The organism is Burkholderia sp. Bp8984 (assembly GCF_003853755.1).
Classification (GTDB): domain Bacteria; phylum Pseudomonadota; class Gammaproteobacteria; order Burkholderiales; family Burkholderiaceae; genus Burkholderia.
Window position 1 is genome coordinate 133,868 of record NZ_QTQN01000003.1, and the last position, 18,044, is coordinate 151,911.

21 protein-coding genes and 1 pseudogene are annotated in these 18,044 nt (G+C 67.6%); 9 read left to right on the forward strand and 13 right to left on the reverse strand.

All coding sequences use genetic code 11. The features are described from left to right. Positions 1 to 43: 43 nt before the first annotated feature. Positions 44 to 1,870, reverse strand: a complete 1,827-nt coding sequence (locus DID98_RS04780) for a thiamine pyrophosphate-requiring protein (RefSeq protein ID WP_124570339.1) — start codon at positions 1,868 to 1,870, stop codon at positions 44 to 46. A 189-nt stretch (positions 1,871 to 2,059) separates the two neighbouring features. Here DID98_RS04780 and DID98_RS04785 point away from each other — a divergent pair, with 189 nt between their 5' ends. From DID98_RS04785 to DID98_RS04795, 3 genes are all read left to right on the forward strand, one after another. Further along, positions 2,060 to 2,455 (forward strand): DUF305 domain-containing protein, encoded by a 396-nt coding sequence (locus DID98_RS04785; protein ID WP_044843440.1) that lies wholly within the window; start codon positions 2,060 to 2,062, stop codon positions 2,453 to 2,455. Positions 2,456 to 2,967: 512 nt separating this feature from the next. Next, positions 2,968 to 3,450, forward strand: coding sequence for a BON domain-containing protein (locus tag DID98_RS04790; protein WP_044843441.1), 483 nt, complete (start codon positions 2,968 to 2,970; stop codon positions 3,448 to 3,450). A gap of 113 nt (positions 3,451 to 3,563) precedes the next feature. After that, the gene (locus tag DID98_RS04795; RefSeq protein ID WP_124570340.1) at positions 3,564 to 4,049 is read left to right on the forward strand and encodes a DUF1641 domain-containing protein; all 486 of its coding nucleotides are present in this window, start codon (positions 3,564 to 3,566) and stop codon (positions 4,047 to 4,049) included. Between the two features lie 93 nt (positions 4,050 to 4,142). On the opposite strand, the gene DID98_RS04800 is transcribed toward DID98_RS04795, so the two are convergent. The 3 genes from DID98_RS04800 to DID98_RS04810 all read right to left on the reverse strand — a co-directional run bounded on the left by DID98_RS04800 (position 4,143) and on the right by DID98_RS04810 (position 5,599). Continuing rightward, the gene (locus tag DID98_RS04800) at positions 4,143 to 4,697 is read right to left on the reverse strand and encodes a GNAT family N-acetyltransferase (RefSeq protein ID WP_260428040.1); all 555 of its coding nucleotides are present in this window, start codon (positions 4,695 to 4,697) and stop codon (positions 4,143 to 4,145) included. Positions 4,698 to 4,908: 211 nt separating this feature from the next. Next, complete coding sequence (locus DID98_RS04805; protein WP_044843444.1) at positions 4,909 to 5,130, reverse strand: hypothetical protein; 222 nt, start codon at positions 5,128 to 5,130, stop codon at positions 4,909 to 4,911. A gap of 76 nt (positions 5,131 to 5,206) precedes the next feature. Further along, on the reverse strand, positions 5,207 to 5,599 hold the full coding sequence (locus DID98_RS04810) for an HPr family phosphocarrier protein (RefSeq protein WP_260428041.1): 393 nt from the start codon (positions 5,597 to 5,599) through the stop codon (positions 5,207 to 5,209). A gap of 237 nt (positions 5,600 to 5,836) precedes the next feature. On the opposite strand from DID98_RS04810, the gene DID98_RS04815 reads away from it, so the two are divergent. Together DID98_RS04815 and DID98_RS04820 are read left to right on the forward strand one after the other, a co-directional pair. Further along, positions 5,837 to 6,181, forward strand: a complete 345-nt coding sequence (locus DID98_RS04815; protein WP_044843445.1) for a zinc ribbon domain-containing protein YjdM — start codon at positions 5,837 to 5,839, stop codon at positions 6,179 to 6,181. A gap of 46 nt (positions 6,182 to 6,227) precedes the next feature. Continuing rightward, positions 6,228 to 7,064: a spermidine synthase gene (locus tag DID98_RS04820; protein WP_124528647.1), complete on the forward strand. Its 837-nt coding sequence runs from the start codon at positions 6,228 to 6,230 to the stop codon at positions 7,062 to 7,064. 21 nt (positions 7,065 to 7,085) lie between these two features. Here DID98_RS04820 and DID98_RS04825 read toward each other — a convergent pair whose 3' ends face one another. Continuing rightward, the gene (locus DID98_RS04825) at positions 7,086 to 7,271 is read right to left on the reverse strand and encodes a ribbon-helix-helix protein, CopG family (RefSeq protein WP_044843447.1); all 186 of its coding nucleotides are present in this window, start codon (positions 7,269 to 7,271) and stop codon (positions 7,086 to 7,088) included. Positions 7,272 to 7,644: 373 nt separating this feature from the next. Here DID98_RS04825 and DID98_RS04830 point away from each other — a divergent pair, with 373 nt between their 5' ends. Both DID98_RS04830 and DID98_RS04835 read left to right on the forward strand, forming a co-directional pair. Beyond that, complete coding sequence (locus DID98_RS04830; protein ID WP_124570342.1) at positions 7,645 to 7,995, forward strand: hypothetical protein; 351 nt, start codon at positions 7,645 to 7,647, stop codon at positions 7,993 to 7,995. Continuing rightward, complete coding sequence (locus DID98_RS04835; RefSeq protein WP_044843449.1) at positions 7,992 to 8,204, forward strand: DUF2909 domain-containing protein; 213 nt, start codon at positions 7,992 to 7,994, stop codon at positions 8,202 to 8,204. Before DID98_RS04830 ends, DID98_RS04835 begins: the two co-directional genes overlap by 4 nt. Positions 8,205 to 8,416: 212 nt before the next feature. Here the strand turns inward: DID98_RS04835 and DID98_RS04840 are convergent, their stop codons facing one another. The 7 genes from DID98_RS04840 to hyfB form a co-directional block, all read right to left on the reverse strand. Further along, positions 8,417 to 8,614, reverse strand: coding sequence for a DUF2970 domain-containing protein (locus DID98_RS04840; RefSeq protein WP_044843450.1), 198 nt, complete (start codon positions 8,612 to 8,614; stop codon positions 8,417 to 8,419). A gap of 201 nt (positions 8,615 to 8,815) precedes the next feature. Continuing rightward, positions 8,816 to 9,331: an NADH-quinone oxidoreductase subunit B family protein gene (locus tag DID98_RS04845; RefSeq protein ID WP_044843451.1), complete on the reverse strand. Its 516-nt coding sequence runs from the start codon at positions 9,329 to 9,331 to the stop codon at positions 8,816 to 8,818. Then, on the reverse strand, positions 9,331 to 10,893 hold the full coding sequence (locus DID98_RS04850; protein WP_124570343.1) for an NADH-quinone oxidoreductase subunit C: 1,563 nt from the start codon (positions 10,891 to 10,893) through the stop codon (positions 9,331 to 9,333). Before DID98_RS04850 ends, DID98_RS04845 begins: the two co-directional genes overlap by 1 nt. Before the next feature lie 3 nt (positions 10,894 to 10,896). Further along, entirely contained in the window at positions 10,897 to 12,360 is a 1,464-nt protein-coding gene (locus DID98_RS04855) for a hydrogenase 4 subunit F (protein WP_124570344.1), read from the reverse strand. Further along, complete coding sequence (locus DID98_RS04860; RefSeq protein WP_044843454.1) at positions 12,353 to 13,012, reverse strand: formate hydrogenlyase; 660 nt, start codon at positions 13,010 to 13,012, stop codon at positions 12,353 to 12,355. The genes DID98_RS04855 and DID98_RS04860 overlap by 8 nt, the downstream gene beginning before the upstream one ends. Continuing rightward, on the reverse strand, positions 13,013 to 13,963 hold the full coding sequence (locus DID98_RS04865) for a respiratory chain complex I subunit 1 family protein (RefSeq protein WP_044843455.1): 951 nt from the start codon (positions 13,961 to 13,963) through the stop codon (positions 13,013 to 13,015). Continuing rightward, positions 13,957 to 15,963 carry a hydrogenase 4 subunit B gene (hyfB, locus tag DID98_RS04870; protein WP_124570345.1) on the reverse strand — a complete coding sequence of 669 codons (2,007 nt, stop codon included), beginning with the start codon at positions 15,961 to 15,963 and terminating at the stop codon, positions 13,957 to 13,959. Before hyfB ends, DID98_RS04865 begins: the two co-directional genes overlap by 7 nt. Positions 15,964 to 16,208: 245 nt before the next feature. Between hyfB and DID98_RS04875 the strand changes: the two genes are divergently transcribed. Further along, a complete protein-coding gene (locus DID98_RS04875; RefSeq protein WP_044843457.1) occupies positions 16,209 to 16,976 on the forward strand; it encodes a YoaK family protein in 768 nt (255 codons plus the stop codon). Positions 16,977 to 17,144: 168 nt separating this feature from the next. Continuing rightward, on the forward strand, positions 17,145 to 17,342 hold the full coding sequence (locus DID98_RS04880) for a ribbon-helix-helix protein, CopG family (protein WP_044843458.1): 198 nt from the start codon (positions 17,145 to 17,147) through the stop codon (positions 17,340 to 17,342). Positions 17,343 to 17,661: 319 nt separating this feature from the next. Here DID98_RS04880 and DID98_RS04890 read toward each other — a convergent pair. Then, positions 17,662 to 18,016, reverse strand: a pseudogene (locus DID98_RS04890) (alkylphosphonate utilization protein). Positions 18,017 to 18,044 lie beyond the last annotated feature (28 nt).

The window sequence follows — 18,044 nt, forward strand, 5'->3', positions numbered from 1 at the left end:
GGGCGGCACGACACGCGTACCGCGCCGTCCCGCCCGTGATGCGCTACGACCGGCTTGTCCCGCCCTTGCCACCGTGTTCGCCGTTGCCCGGCAACACGGCCGACAGAACCTGCCGCGCGGTCTCGACGATCACGTTCGCCTCGCGCGCGTCGCCCTTCACCAGCGTTTGCGCGAAGTGCTTCGCCTGCTGCAGCGTCACGTGCGGCGGCAGCGGCGGCACTTCCGGATCGCTCTTGACCTCGAGCACGACCGGACGGTCGGACGCGAGCGCCTCGTCCCACGCGGCGCCGAGCTGCTCCGGGTCGTCGACGTAGATGCCCTTCAACCCGAGCAGCGTCGCGAAGCGGTAGTACGGCACATCCGGGATCTGCTGCGATGCGTCGAACTTCGGGTCGCCTTCCATCACGCGCTGCTCCCACGTGACCTGGTTCAGGTCCTCGTTGTTCAGCACCATGCAGATCCAGCGCGGATCGGGCCATTGCCGCCAGTACTTCGCGACGGTGATCAGCTCGGCCATGTTGTTCATCTGCATCGCGCCGTCGCCGACCATCGCGATCACGGGGCGCGCCGGGTGCGCGAACTTGGCGGCGATCGCATACGGCACGGCGGCGCCCATCGACGCGAGGCCGCCGGACAGCGAGCCCATCATCCCGCGCCGCATCATCAGGTCGCGCGCATACCAGTTTGCGCAGGAGCCCGAATCGCTCGTCAGGATCACGTCGCCGGGCAGCCGTGGCGACAGTTCGGTGAACGCGCGTTGCGGATTCACGCCGCGACCGGGGCTCGCCTGCGCGGCCGCGCGTGCCGCGAGCGTGTCGCGCCAGTCCGCATTCCATTTCGCGATCCGGTCGCGCCAGCCGGTGTCGTCCCGTTCCTTCAGCAGGGGCAGCAGCGCGCGCAACGTCTCGGCGCTGTCGCCGACGAGGTTGACCTCCATCGGGTAGCGCAGGCTCAGCATGTCGGCCTTCAGGTCGATCTGCACGCCGCGTGCCTCGCCTTCCTTCGGCAGGAATTCCGAATAAGGGAAACCGGAGCCCACGACGAGCAGCGTGTCGCATTCGCTCATCAGCTCGTAGCTCGGCCGGGTGCCGAGCAGCCCGATCGCGCCGGTCACCCACGGCAGGTCGTCGGGTAGCGCCGCCTTGCCGAGCAGCGCCTTCGCCGCGCCCGCGCCGAGGCGGTCGGCCACCGCGATCACCTCGTCGGTCGCACGCAGCGCGCCCGCGCCGACCAGCATCGCGACCCGCTTGCCGGCATTGAGCACGTCGGCCGCGCGCTGCAGGTCGTCGGGATAGGGCACCACCTTCGGCGGCGTGTAGCCGATCCCCGAATGCACGGTGCCGTGCGCGCGCTTCGGCGGCGCGTAGTCGAGCGACTGGAGGTCGTTCGGCAGCACCAGCGCGGTGACCGTGCGCGCACCGAGCGCGATGCGCACCGCGCGGTCGACCAGGTGGCGCACCTGGCCCGGCACGACGGCAAGCTGGACGAATGCGCCCGCAACGTCCTTGAACAGCGCCGGCAGGTCGACTTCCTGCTGGTAGTGGCCGCCGAGCGCCGCGCGCGCCTGCTGGCCGACGATCGCGAGCACCGGCATGTGGTCGAGCCGCGCGTCGTACAGGCCGGTCACGAGGTGCGTCGCGCCGGGGCCCGAGGTCGCGACGCACACGCCGAGCTCGCCTGTAAATTTTGCATGCGCGGACGCCATGAAGGCGGCCATCTCCTCGTGGCGCGCCTGCACGAAGGCGATCTTGTCCTCGGCCCGGCCGAGCGCGCCGAAGAAGCCGTTGATGCCGTCGCCCGGGTAGCCGTAGATGCGGCGCACGCCCCAGTCATACAGCCGTTCGACGATGAAATCCGCCACTGTCGCCATGCCGTTTCTCCTTGGTTCGGGATGAGCCGGTGCGCCGGGCGCGGGCGATCGCCGTGCGCGGCGTTGCCGGTGCGTCGCGCAATGCGCGTGCCGTGCGGGCGTGCCGGCTGCGTCGGGTACGGGCGTTGCAGGCAAGCGTTGCACGCGAAGAGCAGGCAACCGACCGTTCAATTCCCGAGGAGCCGTGACATGGATGCATTCACCCGCCGCCCGGTGCGCGCGGCCCGGCACTGCGCCGCCTGCGCACTGCTGGTCGCCGCCGCGGCAGCCGTATCGCCGGCCGGGGGCCAATTGCGCCCGCCCGACACCGTGACCGTTCCCGACACCTCGACCCAGGCGTACAAGCGCGCCGACCGCAGGATGATGGATGCGATGGAGGGCGCGCGTTATTCCGGCGACGCCGATCGCGATTTCGTGTCGCAGATGGCGCCGCATCACCAGGGTGCGATCGACATGGCACGGGTCGAGCTGAAGTACGGCAAGGACCCGACGCTGCGGCAGCTCGCGAGCCGCATCGTCGCCGCGCAGCGCGACGAGATCGCGTTGATGGAGCGCTGGCAGAAGATGCACGGCGCGACGCCGTGAGCGCCGGCCATCACGCGGTTGAGCGGGCGCGGTCGGTCGTGTCGCGGCGGGCCGCATCCGAGCAGGGGGCGGGGGCATGACCGACGGCGGATGCCGCATGCCCGCGGCCAGCACCCAGGCGGGTGATCCTGCAATTGCAACTAACGGTCAGTCGCATACCCGCCCGCGGCACGGATACGCGCGCGCGGCGGCAACGCACGTTGCCGGACGCTCACGCATGAACCGGCTCGCAGGCCGCGGCCGGCTCGTGTACCGCGCCATTCGACGCGCGTCAACGACGCATGCCGCGGTTTTCGCGCCCGGCACCGTCCATGGCCGACGGTGCTCGCCGGTCGCGGAATTTTCAAGCGCTTGTCATTTCGATCGCCCCGTCGCAGAGTAAGCCACGCGGCCCGGATGCCGCACCGGCGTGCGCGCAACGCAGCCGCGGCGGCGGCGTTGCGGCGAGGAACGGCACATGCTGCACGTGTCGGCGAAGCCCGGCTGTCCCGGGTATCGACCACGGTGCTCCCATGACTTCCAGAACACGCTCGAACAACCCGTTGTTGAATCTCGCGGTGGCCGTCGCGTGCGGCGCGGCGGCGATGTATTTCCTCGATCCGGCGTCGGGCCGGCGGCGGCGCGCGTACGTGCGCGACAAGGCCGCCGCGGGCCGCCACGGCGTGGTCGACTACGCGAATACGCAGGCGAAGCGCGCGGCCGACCATGCGCGCGGCGCGATCGCGGGGCTGCGCGCCGACTGGCTCGCCGGCGACGCGGACGACGCACTGGTCACCGAACGCGTGCGTGCCGCGCTGGGCCATCTGGTCGGGCGTCCGCGCGACGTCGACGTGACCGTCGAGCACGGGCACGTGCGCCTGAGCGGGCAGGTGGAAGAAGCGGAACGGCATGCCGTCGTCGACGGCGTGGCCGCGCTGCGCGGCGTGCAGACCGTCGAGGACGCGATGGGCGCACGCAGCGAATACAAGGCGCCGCCCGGCGGCCCGACGCACTGACGGCGGCATCGGCTGCGCGCCGGCGGGCGCGGTGAACGAAGCACGACACGAATCCGGCGCACGCGTGGCGGCCGCAACGTCCGTCACGCCGCGCCTCATCCGGAGAACCGCTGATGACCGATCGTCCCTATCCCGCCACGACGCCCCCGGCACCGGAGCCCGACGCGCACCACGCGCTCGAAAGCCTGCTCGGCAGCCTCCATCGGCACGGCTTCCTGCGCTTCGCGAACGAGGTCGTCAGCGCGAATGCGCAGATGGCCGAGACGTTCGTCGGCGCGTTCGACAAGCCCGGCATGCAAAGCGGCATGCAGAACCTCGCGGCACTCCTGACGGCGCTGTCGCGCATTCCGCCCGAGCAGTTCGGCAAGGCCGTGTTCGCGGCCGCCGACGCGCTGCATCACATCGGCGCGTGGCAGCCGGCCGAGCACGAGCACGTCGCGCCCGGCGTGCGCGGCGCGTACCGGCTGTTGCACGACGAAGCGCTGTGGGATGCGCTGACGCCGCTGCTCGAAGGGTTGAAGGTGTTCGCGCAAGGCCTCGCGCGCGAGCCGGAGAATCCGGCGTCGTCCGCGCTCAGCGACAAGCCGGCGGACACGTGACGGCGGCAGGCGCACCGACCCGTGGCATGCAAGGGTTGTGCTGGCTCGCGATCGTTGCGCGTTCCGTCGTCGGCGGCGACAGCGGCATCGTGCCTAGCGGCACGCGCGCGAAAACAGCAGCGAATCGGCGTCGTTGAAGCGGATCCGCACCGGATCGGCATACCCGGCCTTCTGCGCGACGCGGATCGACGCGACGTTGGTCGGTGTGATCAGGCACACGCTGCGTTCGAACCGGTTCTGCGCATCGAGCCAGCCGAGCGCATGCGCCAGCGCCTCGGTCGCATAGCCCTTGCCGTGCGCCCAGCTCGCGAGCGCCCAGCCGGCTTCCGGCACGCCGCGAATCGGCGGCTCGACCGCGCGGTGGAAGTCGGCGAAGCCGAGATCGCCGACATAGCGGCCCGTTGCCTTCTCGCGGATCGCCCAGTAGCCGTAGCCGAGCAGCGGCCACAGCCCGCGATACGCGAGCAGCCGCATCCACGAGTCGCGCGGCGCCGACGGCTTGCCGTTGAAGATGTGCTCGACGACGGTCGGCTCGGTCCACATCGCGGCGAGCGCGTCGAAGTCGCCGAGCGGATGGCCTTCGAGGACCAGGCGGGGCGTGTCGAGAACCGGTGGGGACGTGACGGGCGGCAGGGCGCGGGAGGTCATCGGGCGTTCCATGAGGAAAGGAAGGCGAAGGCGGCACGGTGCGCCGCGCTGGGGTCCCGTACGATACCGCGGAAACCGCGGCGCGGCCGCAAATCCCCGCCGGCAGCGGGGCATGCGAATCGCGTCGCCGGAATAGCCGTCGCCCGACGGGGCCGGCACGGGATGGCGGCCGTGTGGCGGCGGCGCGCCCGTGCCGGCCGTTTCCTGTTTCCTACTTCCGGCTTTTCAGGAAGTTGCGGCCGTGCGCGGTGATCGATGCTCCGGAACGGCCATGCGCGGCATGGCTGACGAAGCCCGCGCCGACGAGTTCCTGCTCGACCGACCAGCCGAGCGCCGGCGCATCGCGGCCGTAGCGCACGTCGGCGAGGCGCTCGAGCGCCCAGAGCGCGGACGCGGACAGGTTGGGGGTATTGGACGTGACGTTGTCGTTCATCGCTTCCTCAGGGGACGGGTGATTCAGGGTGAACGGCACGAGGCCGTGGGATCGGGCGACGCGGCGCGCGGCGGCGTCAGCCCGCCTGCAGCAACGGCAGCAGCGCCTGGAGCGCGGCTTCCTCGTCGGGGCCGGTGGCAAGCATCTGCGCCGACGTGCCGCCATGCATCTGCAGCGCCGCGATGGCCGTTGCGTCCTTCGCGCTGCCGCTGAGCCCGTTGGCGAGCAGCAGGATCTCGCTTTGGAAGCGGTGCGCCGCCGCGACGATCGCGTCGCGGGACGCGGCCGCACGGCCGCGGTTCCATGCGGGGCCGATTTCAACGTAGACGACGGTTGCCACGTGCGGATCAGCCTCGGGGAAAATCGCCGGAACGGCGTGCAATGGCCGGCCGGCAACACGGCGGGAACGCGCGGCGCGCGGCTTCCCGACGGGGCGCCGCGCGCCGTGCATCGGGTGCCGGTGCGGCATTCATCTCGAACATGTCGACATCCTCAGCGAAACCGCCATCAAGTCCGGCGAATGATCGAAAGCTGACGATTATAATACGACAACTGGATTATGTGTATTGCATTATAATGTCGTGTGCGCGTTGCGCTGCCCTGCCGATCCGTGGATCGCAGCGGTGCGCGCGCGGTCCGGGCCACGTGCTTGCGTGCCCGGTATTTTTTTTCGATTGACCTGAACCCCCACCGAATGGAAGCTGCAATGAACGCCGCCCCCGCCTGCCCGCAATGCGCGATGGAAAACACCTACCCGGACGGCACGCTTTACGTGTGCGCGGACTGCGGCCATGAATGGTCGGCCGGCGCCGGCGCCGAAGCGGGCGACGAACCGGCGGGCGACGTCGTCAAGGACGCGAACGGCAACGTGCTGTCGGACGGCGATTCCGTCGTGCTGATCAAGGATTTGCGCGTGAAGGGCTCGTCGATCACGCTGAAGATGGGCACCAAGGTGAAGAGCATCCGTCTCGTCGGAGGCGATCACGAAGTCGATTGCAAGACCGACATGGGCGGCTTCATGCTGAAGGCCTGCTACCTGAAGAAGGTATGACCGCACGCGGCGCGACCGACGCTCCGATCAACCGGGCCTGCCGAGCATGAGCGAGGATCGAGCGTCCTATGACGCATTCCTGCAGTTCCTGGCGATGCCGTTGAACGACGGCCGGCCGTTCGTGCTCGAGACGAAGCACGCGGTGTCGCTGCACTTCGACCACTTCGGCACGCAGAGCTTCATGTCGCTGCAGGATCCGGTCAGGCTCGAACTCGGTTATACGCGCGTGATGATGGGTTTCCTGCTGCTGCAGCCGGTGCCGGCGCGCATCTGCATGATCGGGCTCGGCGGCGGATCGCTCGCGAAATACTGCTATCGGCACCTGCCCGACACGGCGATCGACGCGGTCGAGATCAACCCGGACGTGATCGCGCTGCGCGACGTGTTCCGGATTCCGCAGGACGACGCGCGCTTCGCGGTGGTCTGCGCGGACGGCGCCGACTACGTGGCAAGGCCCGAGGTCCGGGCGGACGTGATCCTGCACGACGCGTTCGTTGCCGACGGCATGCCGGGCAGTTGCACGGGCGTGGCCTTTCTCGACGCGTGCCGTGCGCGGCTGAGCGAAACGGGTGTGCTCGCGATCAACTTCATGGACGACGATCCGGCGTTGCCGCGGCATCTCGAGCAACTGCGCGCGGTGTTCGACGATTCGTATGCGCTGGTGCCGTGCGGCGACGACAACAACTTCATCGCGTTCGCGTGGAAGAACGGCAACCCGTTGCCGTCGCTGCGGATCCTGCTCGAACGCGCGCTCGGGTTCGGTTCGGCCGGCGCGCTCAAGCTGTCGTCCACCGCCCGGCGCATGAAGGCCGGGGAGGGCATCGATCCCGCGCGGCTCGTGTGGCGCGCGCGTGAACATGCACGGTGGGAGATCTGCGCGTGACGGCGCCGGGTTCGGTCGGGCTTACTTCACCCGCTTGCCGAGCGTGCTCTTCGTCTTGTACGTGACGCCGTGTTTGTCGAGATACTCGCGGATCAACTGACGCACGACTTGCGACGGCGTGAGATCCTGCTCCGCGCAGAGCAGGTCGAACGCTTCTTTCTTCGCGGGGTCGATCAGGACGGTCAGGCGGGCGGTTTTCGTTTCCATCGTGAGGCGGGCGCGGTCGATATGTTAATCAAATTATAATCCATCCGTTTTCGCTGCTCTGTCTGAATGCGCGATTGTGGTGTGCGAGCGAACTCGCGACGCCGGCATTCGCGCGATGAGAACGGATCGTCGATCGCGCGGCAAACATGATAACCGGATTATCATACCCTGTTGGCCGTATGGGGCTTTAAGTACAATGTCGGACGTGGCTGCCGGCAGCCGGGCTGCCCAAGCGGCGCCGGCGTTTGCGCGATGGGCGCCGGCCGCTTCCGTTTCCATGCGGCCCGTGCGGGCCGTCACCGCGGCGCTGCCTGGCCGTTGCTTCGCCATTACTACACGCCACTCCGCTACACGCCACTCCGATATCCGCCTCATGACCCCGATCAAGTTCGTTCTCCGCTATACGGCGATTCCGTTTGCAGCCATCGTGGCCGTCGTGGTGTGGGCCGTCGTGCCGTCGTCGAAAGAGATCGACGCGCGGCAATATGCCGCGCTGTCGCGCGGATACGCGAGCTTTCCGCTACCGTTTCGGCATGAGATATCGGAAGCGATGGAGCAGGGCCGGATCAGCGACCGCCATTACCAGACGCTCGTGCGCGATTCGCTGGGTAATGGCGTGGCGCTGGACTGGCCGGCGTCGGGCGTCGCCGACGTCGCTGCCGAGCGGCAAAGGCTGGTCGAACTGCTGAAGACCGATTCGGGTCTGGAGGAACACAAACAATGAAGATTGCGCTGGTTTCGGCGGCTTTCGTGATGATTATCGGGAGCCTGGTTTTCGCGTTGTATTTCATGAATCACGACCGCGGCGGAAGCAAGCGGATGGCGTGGTCGCTGGCGGCGCGCGTCGGCTTGTCGATCACGCTGTTCCTGTCGCTGCTGATCGCATACCGGCTCGGGTGGATCGAACCGACGGGGCTGCCGATCGGGCGGTGATGTGCGGCATCCGGTCGTGCGTCGACCGGCGCGGTCGGCGCCGATGACCTGGATCGTCGATGCGATACGGGAGAACCGGCCGATCGAGCCGGGTGACCCGGGCGACCCGATCGCACCGGGCCTGCCGATCTTCACGCCGTAGCGATCGGGCATGCGCGCGACCTGGCCGGTGCGTTGCCGTGGCGAGCTCGCGCATTCGTGGCGGCGAACCGTCAACCCACGACCAGATGAACGACGATCAGCAGCAGCGCAATGAATGCGCCAAGCGCAACGAACGCGGCAATGACTACCGCGAACGGGTTGAGTTGCGTGGCATCCGCTTCGAGATTCTTTCGTTTGTTGACGCCGAGAAACGCCAGGAAGACCGCGCGGAACGCACGCACGATCTGGTCTTTACCTTTTTCAGTCATACAGTTTTCCTTCGCCTCAATAAAAGTTGCAGGGATACCGATACCGCGCGTCGCGACGCGCGTGAGTATCGCGTTTCCGTTTGCACGCGGATCGTTCGGTGGCTGTGCGCCGGGGCCGGCTTGCGTTCGAACGAGACGACGTCATGGATCCGGATATCCGCGCCTCATCGGCCGCCTGAAGGATTGCCGCGGGCATCCGCTTCAGGCTCCGCGTGATCGGCAGGCGGTCAGGATGCCGCGCAGCAAATCGACCGGAGGGGGCGGGCATCCGGGGATGGTCACGTCGACGGGCAGGACCGACGAAACGGGGCCGCACACCGCATAGCTGTCGGCAAAGATGCCGCCCGTGCATGCGCACTCGCCGGCCGCGACGACGAGTTTCGGCGCCGGCGTGGCGTCGTACGCGGCAAGCACGGCGGCCTTCATGTTCAGCGTGACGGGGCCGGTCACGAGCAGCAGGTCCGCATGGCGCGGGCTGGCGACGAATTTGATCCCGAGCCCTTCGATGTTGTAGTACGGGTTGTTCAGCGCGTGGATCTCCAGCTCGCAACCGTTGCACGAACCCGCGTCGATCTGCCGGATGCACAAGGCGCGGCCGAGGAGGTCGAGTATGTCCTGACGAATCTGCTGCGCCTCGTGTCGCCACGCGGCTTCGGTGGCCGGCACGGGTTCGTCGGGAAAGTCGGTGCGCGCGAATTGACGGATGAGTTGCCACATCAGAGATCGTGCCCCGCGTAGTTCAGGTTGAACGACTTGTTGATCAGCGGGAAATCGGGAACGATGTTGCCGATGATCGCGTGCTCGAGCGCCGGCCAGTTCTGCCAGGACGGATCGTGGCAATGGCAGCGCGCGATGGCATCGCCCGATGCCGTCTCGAGCGCGACGAACACGTCGCCGCGCCAGCCCTCCACCCAGCCGATGCCCGCGGATGGCGCCGCCGCGGGCATGACGGCGGCGGCGATCGGCCCCTCCGGAAGATTCGCGAGCAGGTCGGTCATCAGGCGCAGCGATTCGTCGATTTCGGCAAACCGCACGGCGACCCGCGCCGCAACGTCGCCGCGCGCATCGCTGGCCGCCTGGACGGCCAGGTCGTGGTACGGGGCCGGCCGCAGGTTCGCGCGCACGTCGAAGGTCTGGCCGCTGGCGCGGGCGGCCATGCCGCGCACGCCGAAATGCGCGACGACGTCGGCATTCAGGCGGCCGGTGCCGAGAAACCGGTCCTGCAGCCCGGACTGGTCCTCGTAGATCTTGCGCATCACGTGCACGTCGCGTGCAATGCGTTCGCACTGTTCGGTGAGGATCGCCGCGTCTTCCGGATCGATGTCGACGGCCAGCCCGCCCGGCACGATCCGGTCCATCAGGTAGCGATGCCCGAAGACGCCGCCGTTGGTCCTGATCCAGTTCTCCTTGAGCCGCGAGAACTGCGCGAGACCGAACGCGAATCCGGCATCGTTGCCGAGCGCGCCGAGGTCGCCGAGGTGATTGGCGATGCGCTCGCGCTCGAGCAGGAGGGCGCGCAGCACCAGCGCACGCGCCGGCACGGCCGTGCCGCATGCCTGTTCGAGCGCCATGCAATAGGCCCACGAGAACGCGACGGTCGAGTCGCCGGCGATCCGGCCCGCAACGCGATGGCCGTTCGATGCGGCCGTCCGTTCGAACAGCCGCTCGACGCCGCGATGTACATAGCCGAGCCGTTCCTCGAGCCGCAGCACCTTCTCGCCGACGACGGAAAACCGGAAATGGCCCGGCTCGATGATGCCAGCGTGAATCGGCCCGACCGCGATTTCATGCACGCCGTCGCCGGCAACCTGCACGAACGGATAATCCGCTTCGTTCGATTCGAATCGCTCGATGCCGGTTGCCTGCTTCTGCAGCGGAAAGTAGTCGTCGGGCCAGTTGCCGTGATTGAGCCACGGGCGCGTGTCGCGCGCATCGCGCGCGCGCAGGCCGGTCAGGTCGAAAATGGCGCGCTGCATCCGCGTCGCGGCGGGAAACACGCCCGCAAGATCGGGATAGTCGCCGTCGGCTCGCGGTTCCGGCCCGGTCGCGAGACGCACCCACAGGACGCCGTCGTCGCATTCGTACGCCGCATTGACCGAAAATACGCGCGCGCGCGTTTCGCCGCCCCACATCGCGACGAGCCGGCTTCGTTCGCTCCGCGCGGCATGCGCGATGTCGAGCCAGCGCGGTTCGTCCACGTCAACCACGGCAGCCGGAACCTGGCCTGCCGCGTGCCGCAGGCGCGTCGAGCCGTCCGCCTGAATCAAGTCGAGTCGCATCGTTCACCCCGCCAGCATCGTCGCCGCCTGGCGGTACCACATGGCCAGGTAAGGCGGCACGTACAGGCCCAGCATCAGGCCGAGTCCCAGATGCACGAACACCGGCAGCAGCGCCGGCCGGTGTTCGAGCGGCGTCGCCGTCGTCGTTTCGCCGAACACCATCCGCTGCACGCGCGCGAAGATCGCCGCGAACGCGACGGCGAGCCCGAGCAGCAGCAACGGCGCGGTCCACGGGAGCGTGTTCATGGCCGTCGTCAGGATCAGGAATTCGCTCGCGAACACGCCGAACGGCGGCAGGCCGAGAATCGCGAGCGTGCCGAGCATCATGGCCCAGCCGACCGTCGGGCTGACCTGCAGCAGCCCGCGAATGCCGTCGATCGCCTGCGTGCCGGCCTTCTGCGCGGCGTGGCCGACCGCGAAGAAGATCGCCGACTTGACGAGGGAATGGACCGTCATGTGCAGCAGCCCGGCGAACGTCGCGATCGGGCCGCCGAGCCCGAATGCGAACGTCATCAAGCCCATATGCTCGATCGACGAGTACGAGAACAGGCGCTTCACGTCCTTCTGCCGGAACAGCGAGAACGACGCGATCAGGACCGACACGAGCCCGAACCCGACCAGCAGCCGCCCCGGCAGGCCATTGCCGAGCGCGCCGTCGGCCAGCACCTTGCAGCGCAGCACCGCGTACAGCGCGACGTTCAGCAGCAGGCCGGACAGCACCGCCGAAATCGGCGTCGGACCTTCGGCGTGCGCGTCCGGCAGCCAGCTGTGCATCGGCACGAGGCCGACCTTGGTCCCGTAGCCGACCAGCAGAAACACGAAGGCGATCGACACGATCGTCGGGTCGAGCTGCGTCCTGACGGCGGCCAGGCTCGTCCACAGCAGCGCGTCGCCGTCGGTGAGCTGCCGGCTCGCGGCGAGGTACAGCAGGATCGTGCCGAACAGCGCCTGGGCGATGCCCACGCCGCACAGGATGAAGTACTTCCATGCGGCTTCGAGGCTCGCGGCGGTTCGGTAGACGCTGACGAGCAACACGGTGGCAAGCGTGGCGGCTTCCATGGCGACCCACAGCACGCCGACGTTGTCGGTCAGCAGCGCGAGCAGCATCGCGAACATGAAGAGCTGATACATGCTGTGATAGAGCCGCATCCGCGCGGCCGTCATCCGGCCGCGGGCTTCCTCGATCTGCATGTAGGGCCGGGAAAACAGCGACGTCGTCCAGCCGACGAACGCCGTGAGCGCAACGAGATAGACATTGAGCGGATCGACGAAAAACGCGCGTCCGAATGCGTACGACGGGCCGTGCTCGACGGTGCGCGCGGCAAGCACCAGCGTCGCCGCGAACGTCAGGAAGCTGAAGCCGACGTTCAGATGGCGCGCGACCCGGCTCGGCCGCACGCAGGCGAGGCACGCGGCGCCCGCGAGCGGCAGCCCGAGCACGGCGAGCACGACGTGGGCGTCATTCATCTTTGAGTTTCTCGAGGTGATGGATGTCCAGGCTGTCGAACTGCTCGCGAATCTGGAACATGAAGACGCCCAGAATCAGGATGCCGATCAGCACGTCGAGCCCGATGCCGAGCTCGACGATCATCGGCATGCCGTTGGTCGCGGCCGCCGCCGCGAAGAACAGCCCGTTTTCCATCGACAGGAAGCCGATCACCTGTGGAATGGCCTTGGCGCGCGTGATCATCGCCATGAACGACAGCAGCACGCACGCGAGCGCAATGCCGAGCGTGCCGCGCGCGACCGAGGTCGCGAGCTGGCTGATCGGCGCGGCGACGTTGAACGCGACGATCACGAGGACGATGCCGATCAGCAGCGTGGTCGGGATGTTGATGAGCGGTTCGACGTCGGTCTTGACGTCGAGCCTGCGCACGAGCCGATACAGGAACCACGGGATCACGCCGACCTTCAGCACGAGCGTCAGCCCGGCGGACACATACAGGTGCACGTCGGCCGTGACGAAGCCGAGGATCAGGTTCGCCGACACGAGCGCGACGCCCTGCAGCGTATAGAGATGGATCAGTGACAGGATCCGGCGCTGGCTCAGCATCGCGAACGACAGCATCAGCAGCACGGCCGCGAGGAAGTTGATCAGTTGTGTCGCGTAGGCGTGCATTCATGCCCCCAGCAGCAGGTGGACGAGCATGCCGATCACGGCCAGCAGGAAGGCCGTGGCCAGGAATTCCGGTACCCGGAAGATGCGCATCTTCGCGTTGGCCGTTTCGACCACGGCGAGCGCGACACCGCCTGCCGTCAGCTTGATGAAGAGCACCGGCACCGCCAGCAGCAGCGCGACCGGATCGCCCGCATTCGCGATGCCCCAGGGCACGAACAACGCGAGACCGATGCACGAATACGCGAACAGCTTGAGGCTTGCCGCCCATTCCATCAACGCAAGGTGCCGCCCCGAATATTCGAGGATCAGCGCCTCGTGGATCATCGTGAGCTCGAGGTGGGTGGTCGGATTGTCGACCGGCAGCCGCGCATTTTCGGCCAGCGCGACCAGCGTGAACGCGATGCCGGCGAACGCCAGGCTCGGATAGATCGTGAGCTCGCCGCGGCCGAGCGTCGCGACGATGCTCGTCAGCAGCGTCGACTGCGTAATCAGCGAGGCCGACAGGAGCACCATCAGCAATGCCGGCTCCGCGAGGAAGCCGATCAGCATTTCGCGGCGCGCGCCGAGCGTGCCGAACGCCGTGCCGACGTCCATCGCCGCGAGCGACAGCGCGACGCGCGCGAGCGCGAACAGGCCGACAAGCGCGATCGCATCGGCGGCGGGCGACAGCGGCAACTCGGTCGACAGGGTCGGCACGATTGCGCACGCGAGCGTCATGGCTGCCCAGACGACATAGGGCGCGCCGCGGAACACGGGGCTCGCGCCGTGCGCGATGACCGATTCCTTGTTGAACAGCTTGTGGAGCATCCGGTACGGCTGCCAGATGGACGGCGCGCGCCGGTTCTGAAGCCAGGCGCGGCATTGGTTGACCCACCCCGTGAGCAATGGCGCGGCCGCGATCGCTATCACGATTTCGAGAGTCTGCGAGATGACGCCGGACAGGGTTACCATCGTCTCACCAACATCAGCAGCACGATCAGCACGACGAAACTGTAGGTCAGGTAAACCGCGATCTTGCCCGTCTGCAGGCGGCCTGCCCAGTCGGCGGCGCGTTGCGTGAGCGCCGCGATGCGCGCGTAGAGCGCGGACCAGGTGCGATCGGTCACCGACACCCGGTAGGCCGGCTGGGTGTCGAACGGCGACGGCAATTGCCGCTCGATGTGCAGCAGCGGTGCGAAGATTTCGCGGATCGGCTGCCCGAATCCTTCCGCCGTATCCTGCATGCGCGCGGTCGTGAACGGGAAGCCGCAGCCCCACGGGGCCGCGCGGCGCAGCCGGCCGTGATAGAAACGCCGCACCAGCACCCACGCGAGCCCGCAGCAGGCGATGAAGAACAGCATGAACGCCGCCGGCATGTAGCTCGCGCGAGCGGCCGACACGGGCGCGAACAGCAGCCAGCCATGATTGTCCGCGCCGACGCCGGCGCCGACCAGCGCGTGCGTGACGCGATCCAGCAGCTTGACGAACTGGGCGGGCATCAGCCCGAGCAGCACGCTGGCGGCCGCGAACCAGCAGAACGCGAGCCGTTCCCACGTGTTCGCGTCGCGGGCGCGGTTCAGCTTCGCTTCTCTCGGCTGCCCGAGGAACACGATGCCGAAGAACTTGACCATCGTGTAGCCGGCCAGCGCGGCCGACATCGCGATCAGCGCGGCGGCGATCGGCACCGTCATGGCGAGCACCGAATCCGGCAACCGCGGCGCGAACAGAAAGCCCTGCAGCAGCAGCCACTCGGCCACGAAACCGCTGAGCGGCGGCAGGCCCGCGCTGGCCGCGACGCCCGCGAGCACGGCCCACGCGGTCCACGGCATGAAGCGGATCAGTCCGCCGAGCCTGCCGAGGTTGCGCTCGCCGGTGGCGTGGAGCACGGCGCCCGTGCCCAGGAACAGCAGGCTCTTGAACGCTGCATGCGCAACGATCTGGTACAGCATCGCGGTCAGCGCGAGCGCGGACAGGCTCGTCATCCCGTACGCGCGAAACAGCACCGCGAGACCGAGCGCGACGAGCATCAGGCCGACGTTGTCGATCGACGAATAGGCGAGCAGGCGCTTCATGTCGACCTGGATGGTGCTGAACACCACGCCGAGCAGCGCGGTGCCGAGCCCCAGCATGAGCAGCAGCACGCCCCACCACGCAATCTGCACGTGCAACAGGTCGAACAGCACGCGCAGCAGGCCGTACAGGCCGACTTTCAGCACGAATCCGCTGAGGAGCGCCGAGACCGGCGACGGCGCCGCGGGGTGCGCCTCCGGCAGCCACACATGCAGCGGGAAGATCCCCGCCTTTGCGCCGAACCCGACGAGCGCGAACAGGAAGGCGAACGACGCGGGCAGGGCATCCAGCGACTGCGCGCGCAGGTTGGCGAAGGTGTAGTCGCCGGTGCGCGCCTGCAGAATGCCGAAGCAGAGCAGCAGCGCCAGCGCGCCGACGTGCGAGATCAGGAAATACAGGTAACCGGCCCGGCGGATCTCGCCGATCCGGTGGTTGGTCATGACGAGAAACGTCGCGGACAGCGTCAGCGTCTCCCAGGCGACCATGAATACATAGGCGTCGTCGGCGATCAACACCAGCGCGATGCTTGCGACGCAGACGTGGTATTCGAAGCAGATCAGCCCGGGCGCGGATCCTTCGCCCTTGCGGAAATATCCGGCTGAAAAGGCGCCGATCCCCGTGCTGACGAGGCCGAGCACGAACAGGAAATAGCCGGACAGGCGATCGAGACGCAGATGAAAGGGCAGGCCGGGAAGCCCGATCGGCAGCACCGCGGCAGACGGTTCGGCAAGGATGCCGGCGAGGCCCGCCGCGCCGACGAGCAGTCCGACCAGCGCGCCGAGCGGAAAGAGACCGTGGGCAACCAGTCGCGTGCGGCGCAGCGCCCCGAGCCCCAGCGTGCCGACTGCGAGCCACGCGGCCACGGCCAGCAGGACGAAATGGACGACCGGCACGGGTGCCATCCGGAATGTCTCCAGTACGCTCGGGTTGGACGAGGTGATGGAAAGGCCGCTTCTTCCGCGACCTGTTCCTGCCCGCATTATGACACCGAAAGACGAATCAGGATAACAAGGTATGATAATGCCGTTATCATGAAAGTCTCATGGCACCCTGGCTGGAACGGGCGACCGTGGCGGTGTGCCGCGGCGCGCCGGGTTCCGCCCGGGGCGTCGTTGTCTCCCGATCCGGGCGAATGAGGGAAGATCCTATGCCAGCGCAGTACTTCCGAAGCCTGACGGGAAAACACCGCAGCGCGGCCGCGAACCGCCAGCTCGGGTTTTCGCTTGCCTTCGTCGCCGGCGCGACCAATGCCGGCGGTTTCCTCGCGGTCAAGCAATACACGTCGCACATGAGCGGGATCGTGTCGGCGATCGCGGATCAGACCGCGCTCGGCGACATCCGGCTCGTGCTGGCCGGGGTGGGTTCGCTCGCGTCGTTTCTGGTGGGTGCCGGCTGCTCGGCCGTGCTCGTCAACTGGGGGCGGCGCCGCGGCCTGCAGAGTCAGTATGTGCTGCCGCTGCTGGTCGAAGCGGCGCTGCTGCTCCTGTTCGGGCTGCTCGGCAGCCATCTCGCGCTGTGGGAAGCGTTCTTCATGCCGGTCACGGTGATCCTGCTGTGCTTCATCATGGGGCTGCAAAACGCGATGATCACCAAGCTGTCGGGGGCGGAAATCCGCACGACGCACATGACGGGCATCGTGACGGACCTCGGCATCGAACTCGGCAAGCTCTTTTACTGGAATCGTTCGAGTGCCGACGTGCACGCGCAGACGGTGATCGCGAACCGCGCGAAGCTCAGGATTCACGCGACGATGCTGGCGTCGTTCTTCGTCGGGGGGCTGGCCGGCGCAATCGGCTTCAAGCATGTCGGCTACGTGTCGACCGTGCCGCTGGCCGCGGCACTCGTCACGCTGGCGATCGTGCCCGTCGTCGACGACGTGCTCGACTATCTCTATCGGCTTGACCGCCGGTCGTGAGCCTGCACAAGGTGAAACGAAACCCGACTGCGCGTTGCCGGCGGCGGATCCTGCTTGGGGCGCTTTCGCCGAGCGTGGGCCACACGCGCGTGCCGAATGCTTTCGGGCGCGGTACGCAAGGGCCGATGCATTATAATTAAATTAGCATATCGCCGACTCTGCCCTGCAATGGAAACGAAAACCGCACGCTTGACCATCCTGATCGATCCCGCCAAGAAAGAGGCGTTCGACATGCTCTGCGCGGAGCAGGACCTGACGCCGTCGCAAGTCGTGCGGCAGTTGATTCGCGAGTATCTCGAACAACACGGCGTGAGCTACAAGACGAAAAGCGCGCTCGGCAAACGGGTGAAGCGAAGCGCGGACTGAGTTCGCGAGCCGCCCGGACGTCGATTTCCCGGTGCGCATGCCGTGCGCATGCCAGGGTCCGTATGGGCATCCTTCCGCGTCACGTACTTCGTGCCATCCGCACGGGCCATCTTGAACCGGGCATCGTCTGCAGGAATCCTGAATACATCGCGTAGCGCGATCGCGTCCGGATCGGTTTCGATCGCGTCGATGGTCACGCCGGGCAGATTCCAATAACCGCGCTCCATGCCCGATCGATCCGGGTAGATATGTTGTCGGTGGGGAGCGCGTGCAGCGAACTGCAACGACAAGCGGGTTCGCCGTAGGTAAGCGCGCGGCGTCACGCTTCCCGGCGAAAGCACGCCGCGAGCACGAAGCTGCCCGCGTCGGTCTTGCCGTCGATCTCGTAATCGCCGCCGACGATCCGGATGCTTTTTACCTTGGCGCCCATTCTCGGCGTGATCGATGAACCCTTCACGCGCGGATCCTTGATCGGCGCGACCGCGCCCCCCGTCCGACAGCACATTGCCGTTCGCGTCCTTGACGACTCGCCTGGCCGATTCGTCAGCGGATTCGATGCCGGCGCCCGCCGACCATTCATGACCTCAGTCCGCGCACGGATGCAGTGTGCCGTTTGGGCAGGTGTTTTCCATTGCGCATTGCGGGCAGGCGGGGGCACCGTTCGCGGCTTCCATCGGACGGATTCGAGCCGGCCGGCGGCAA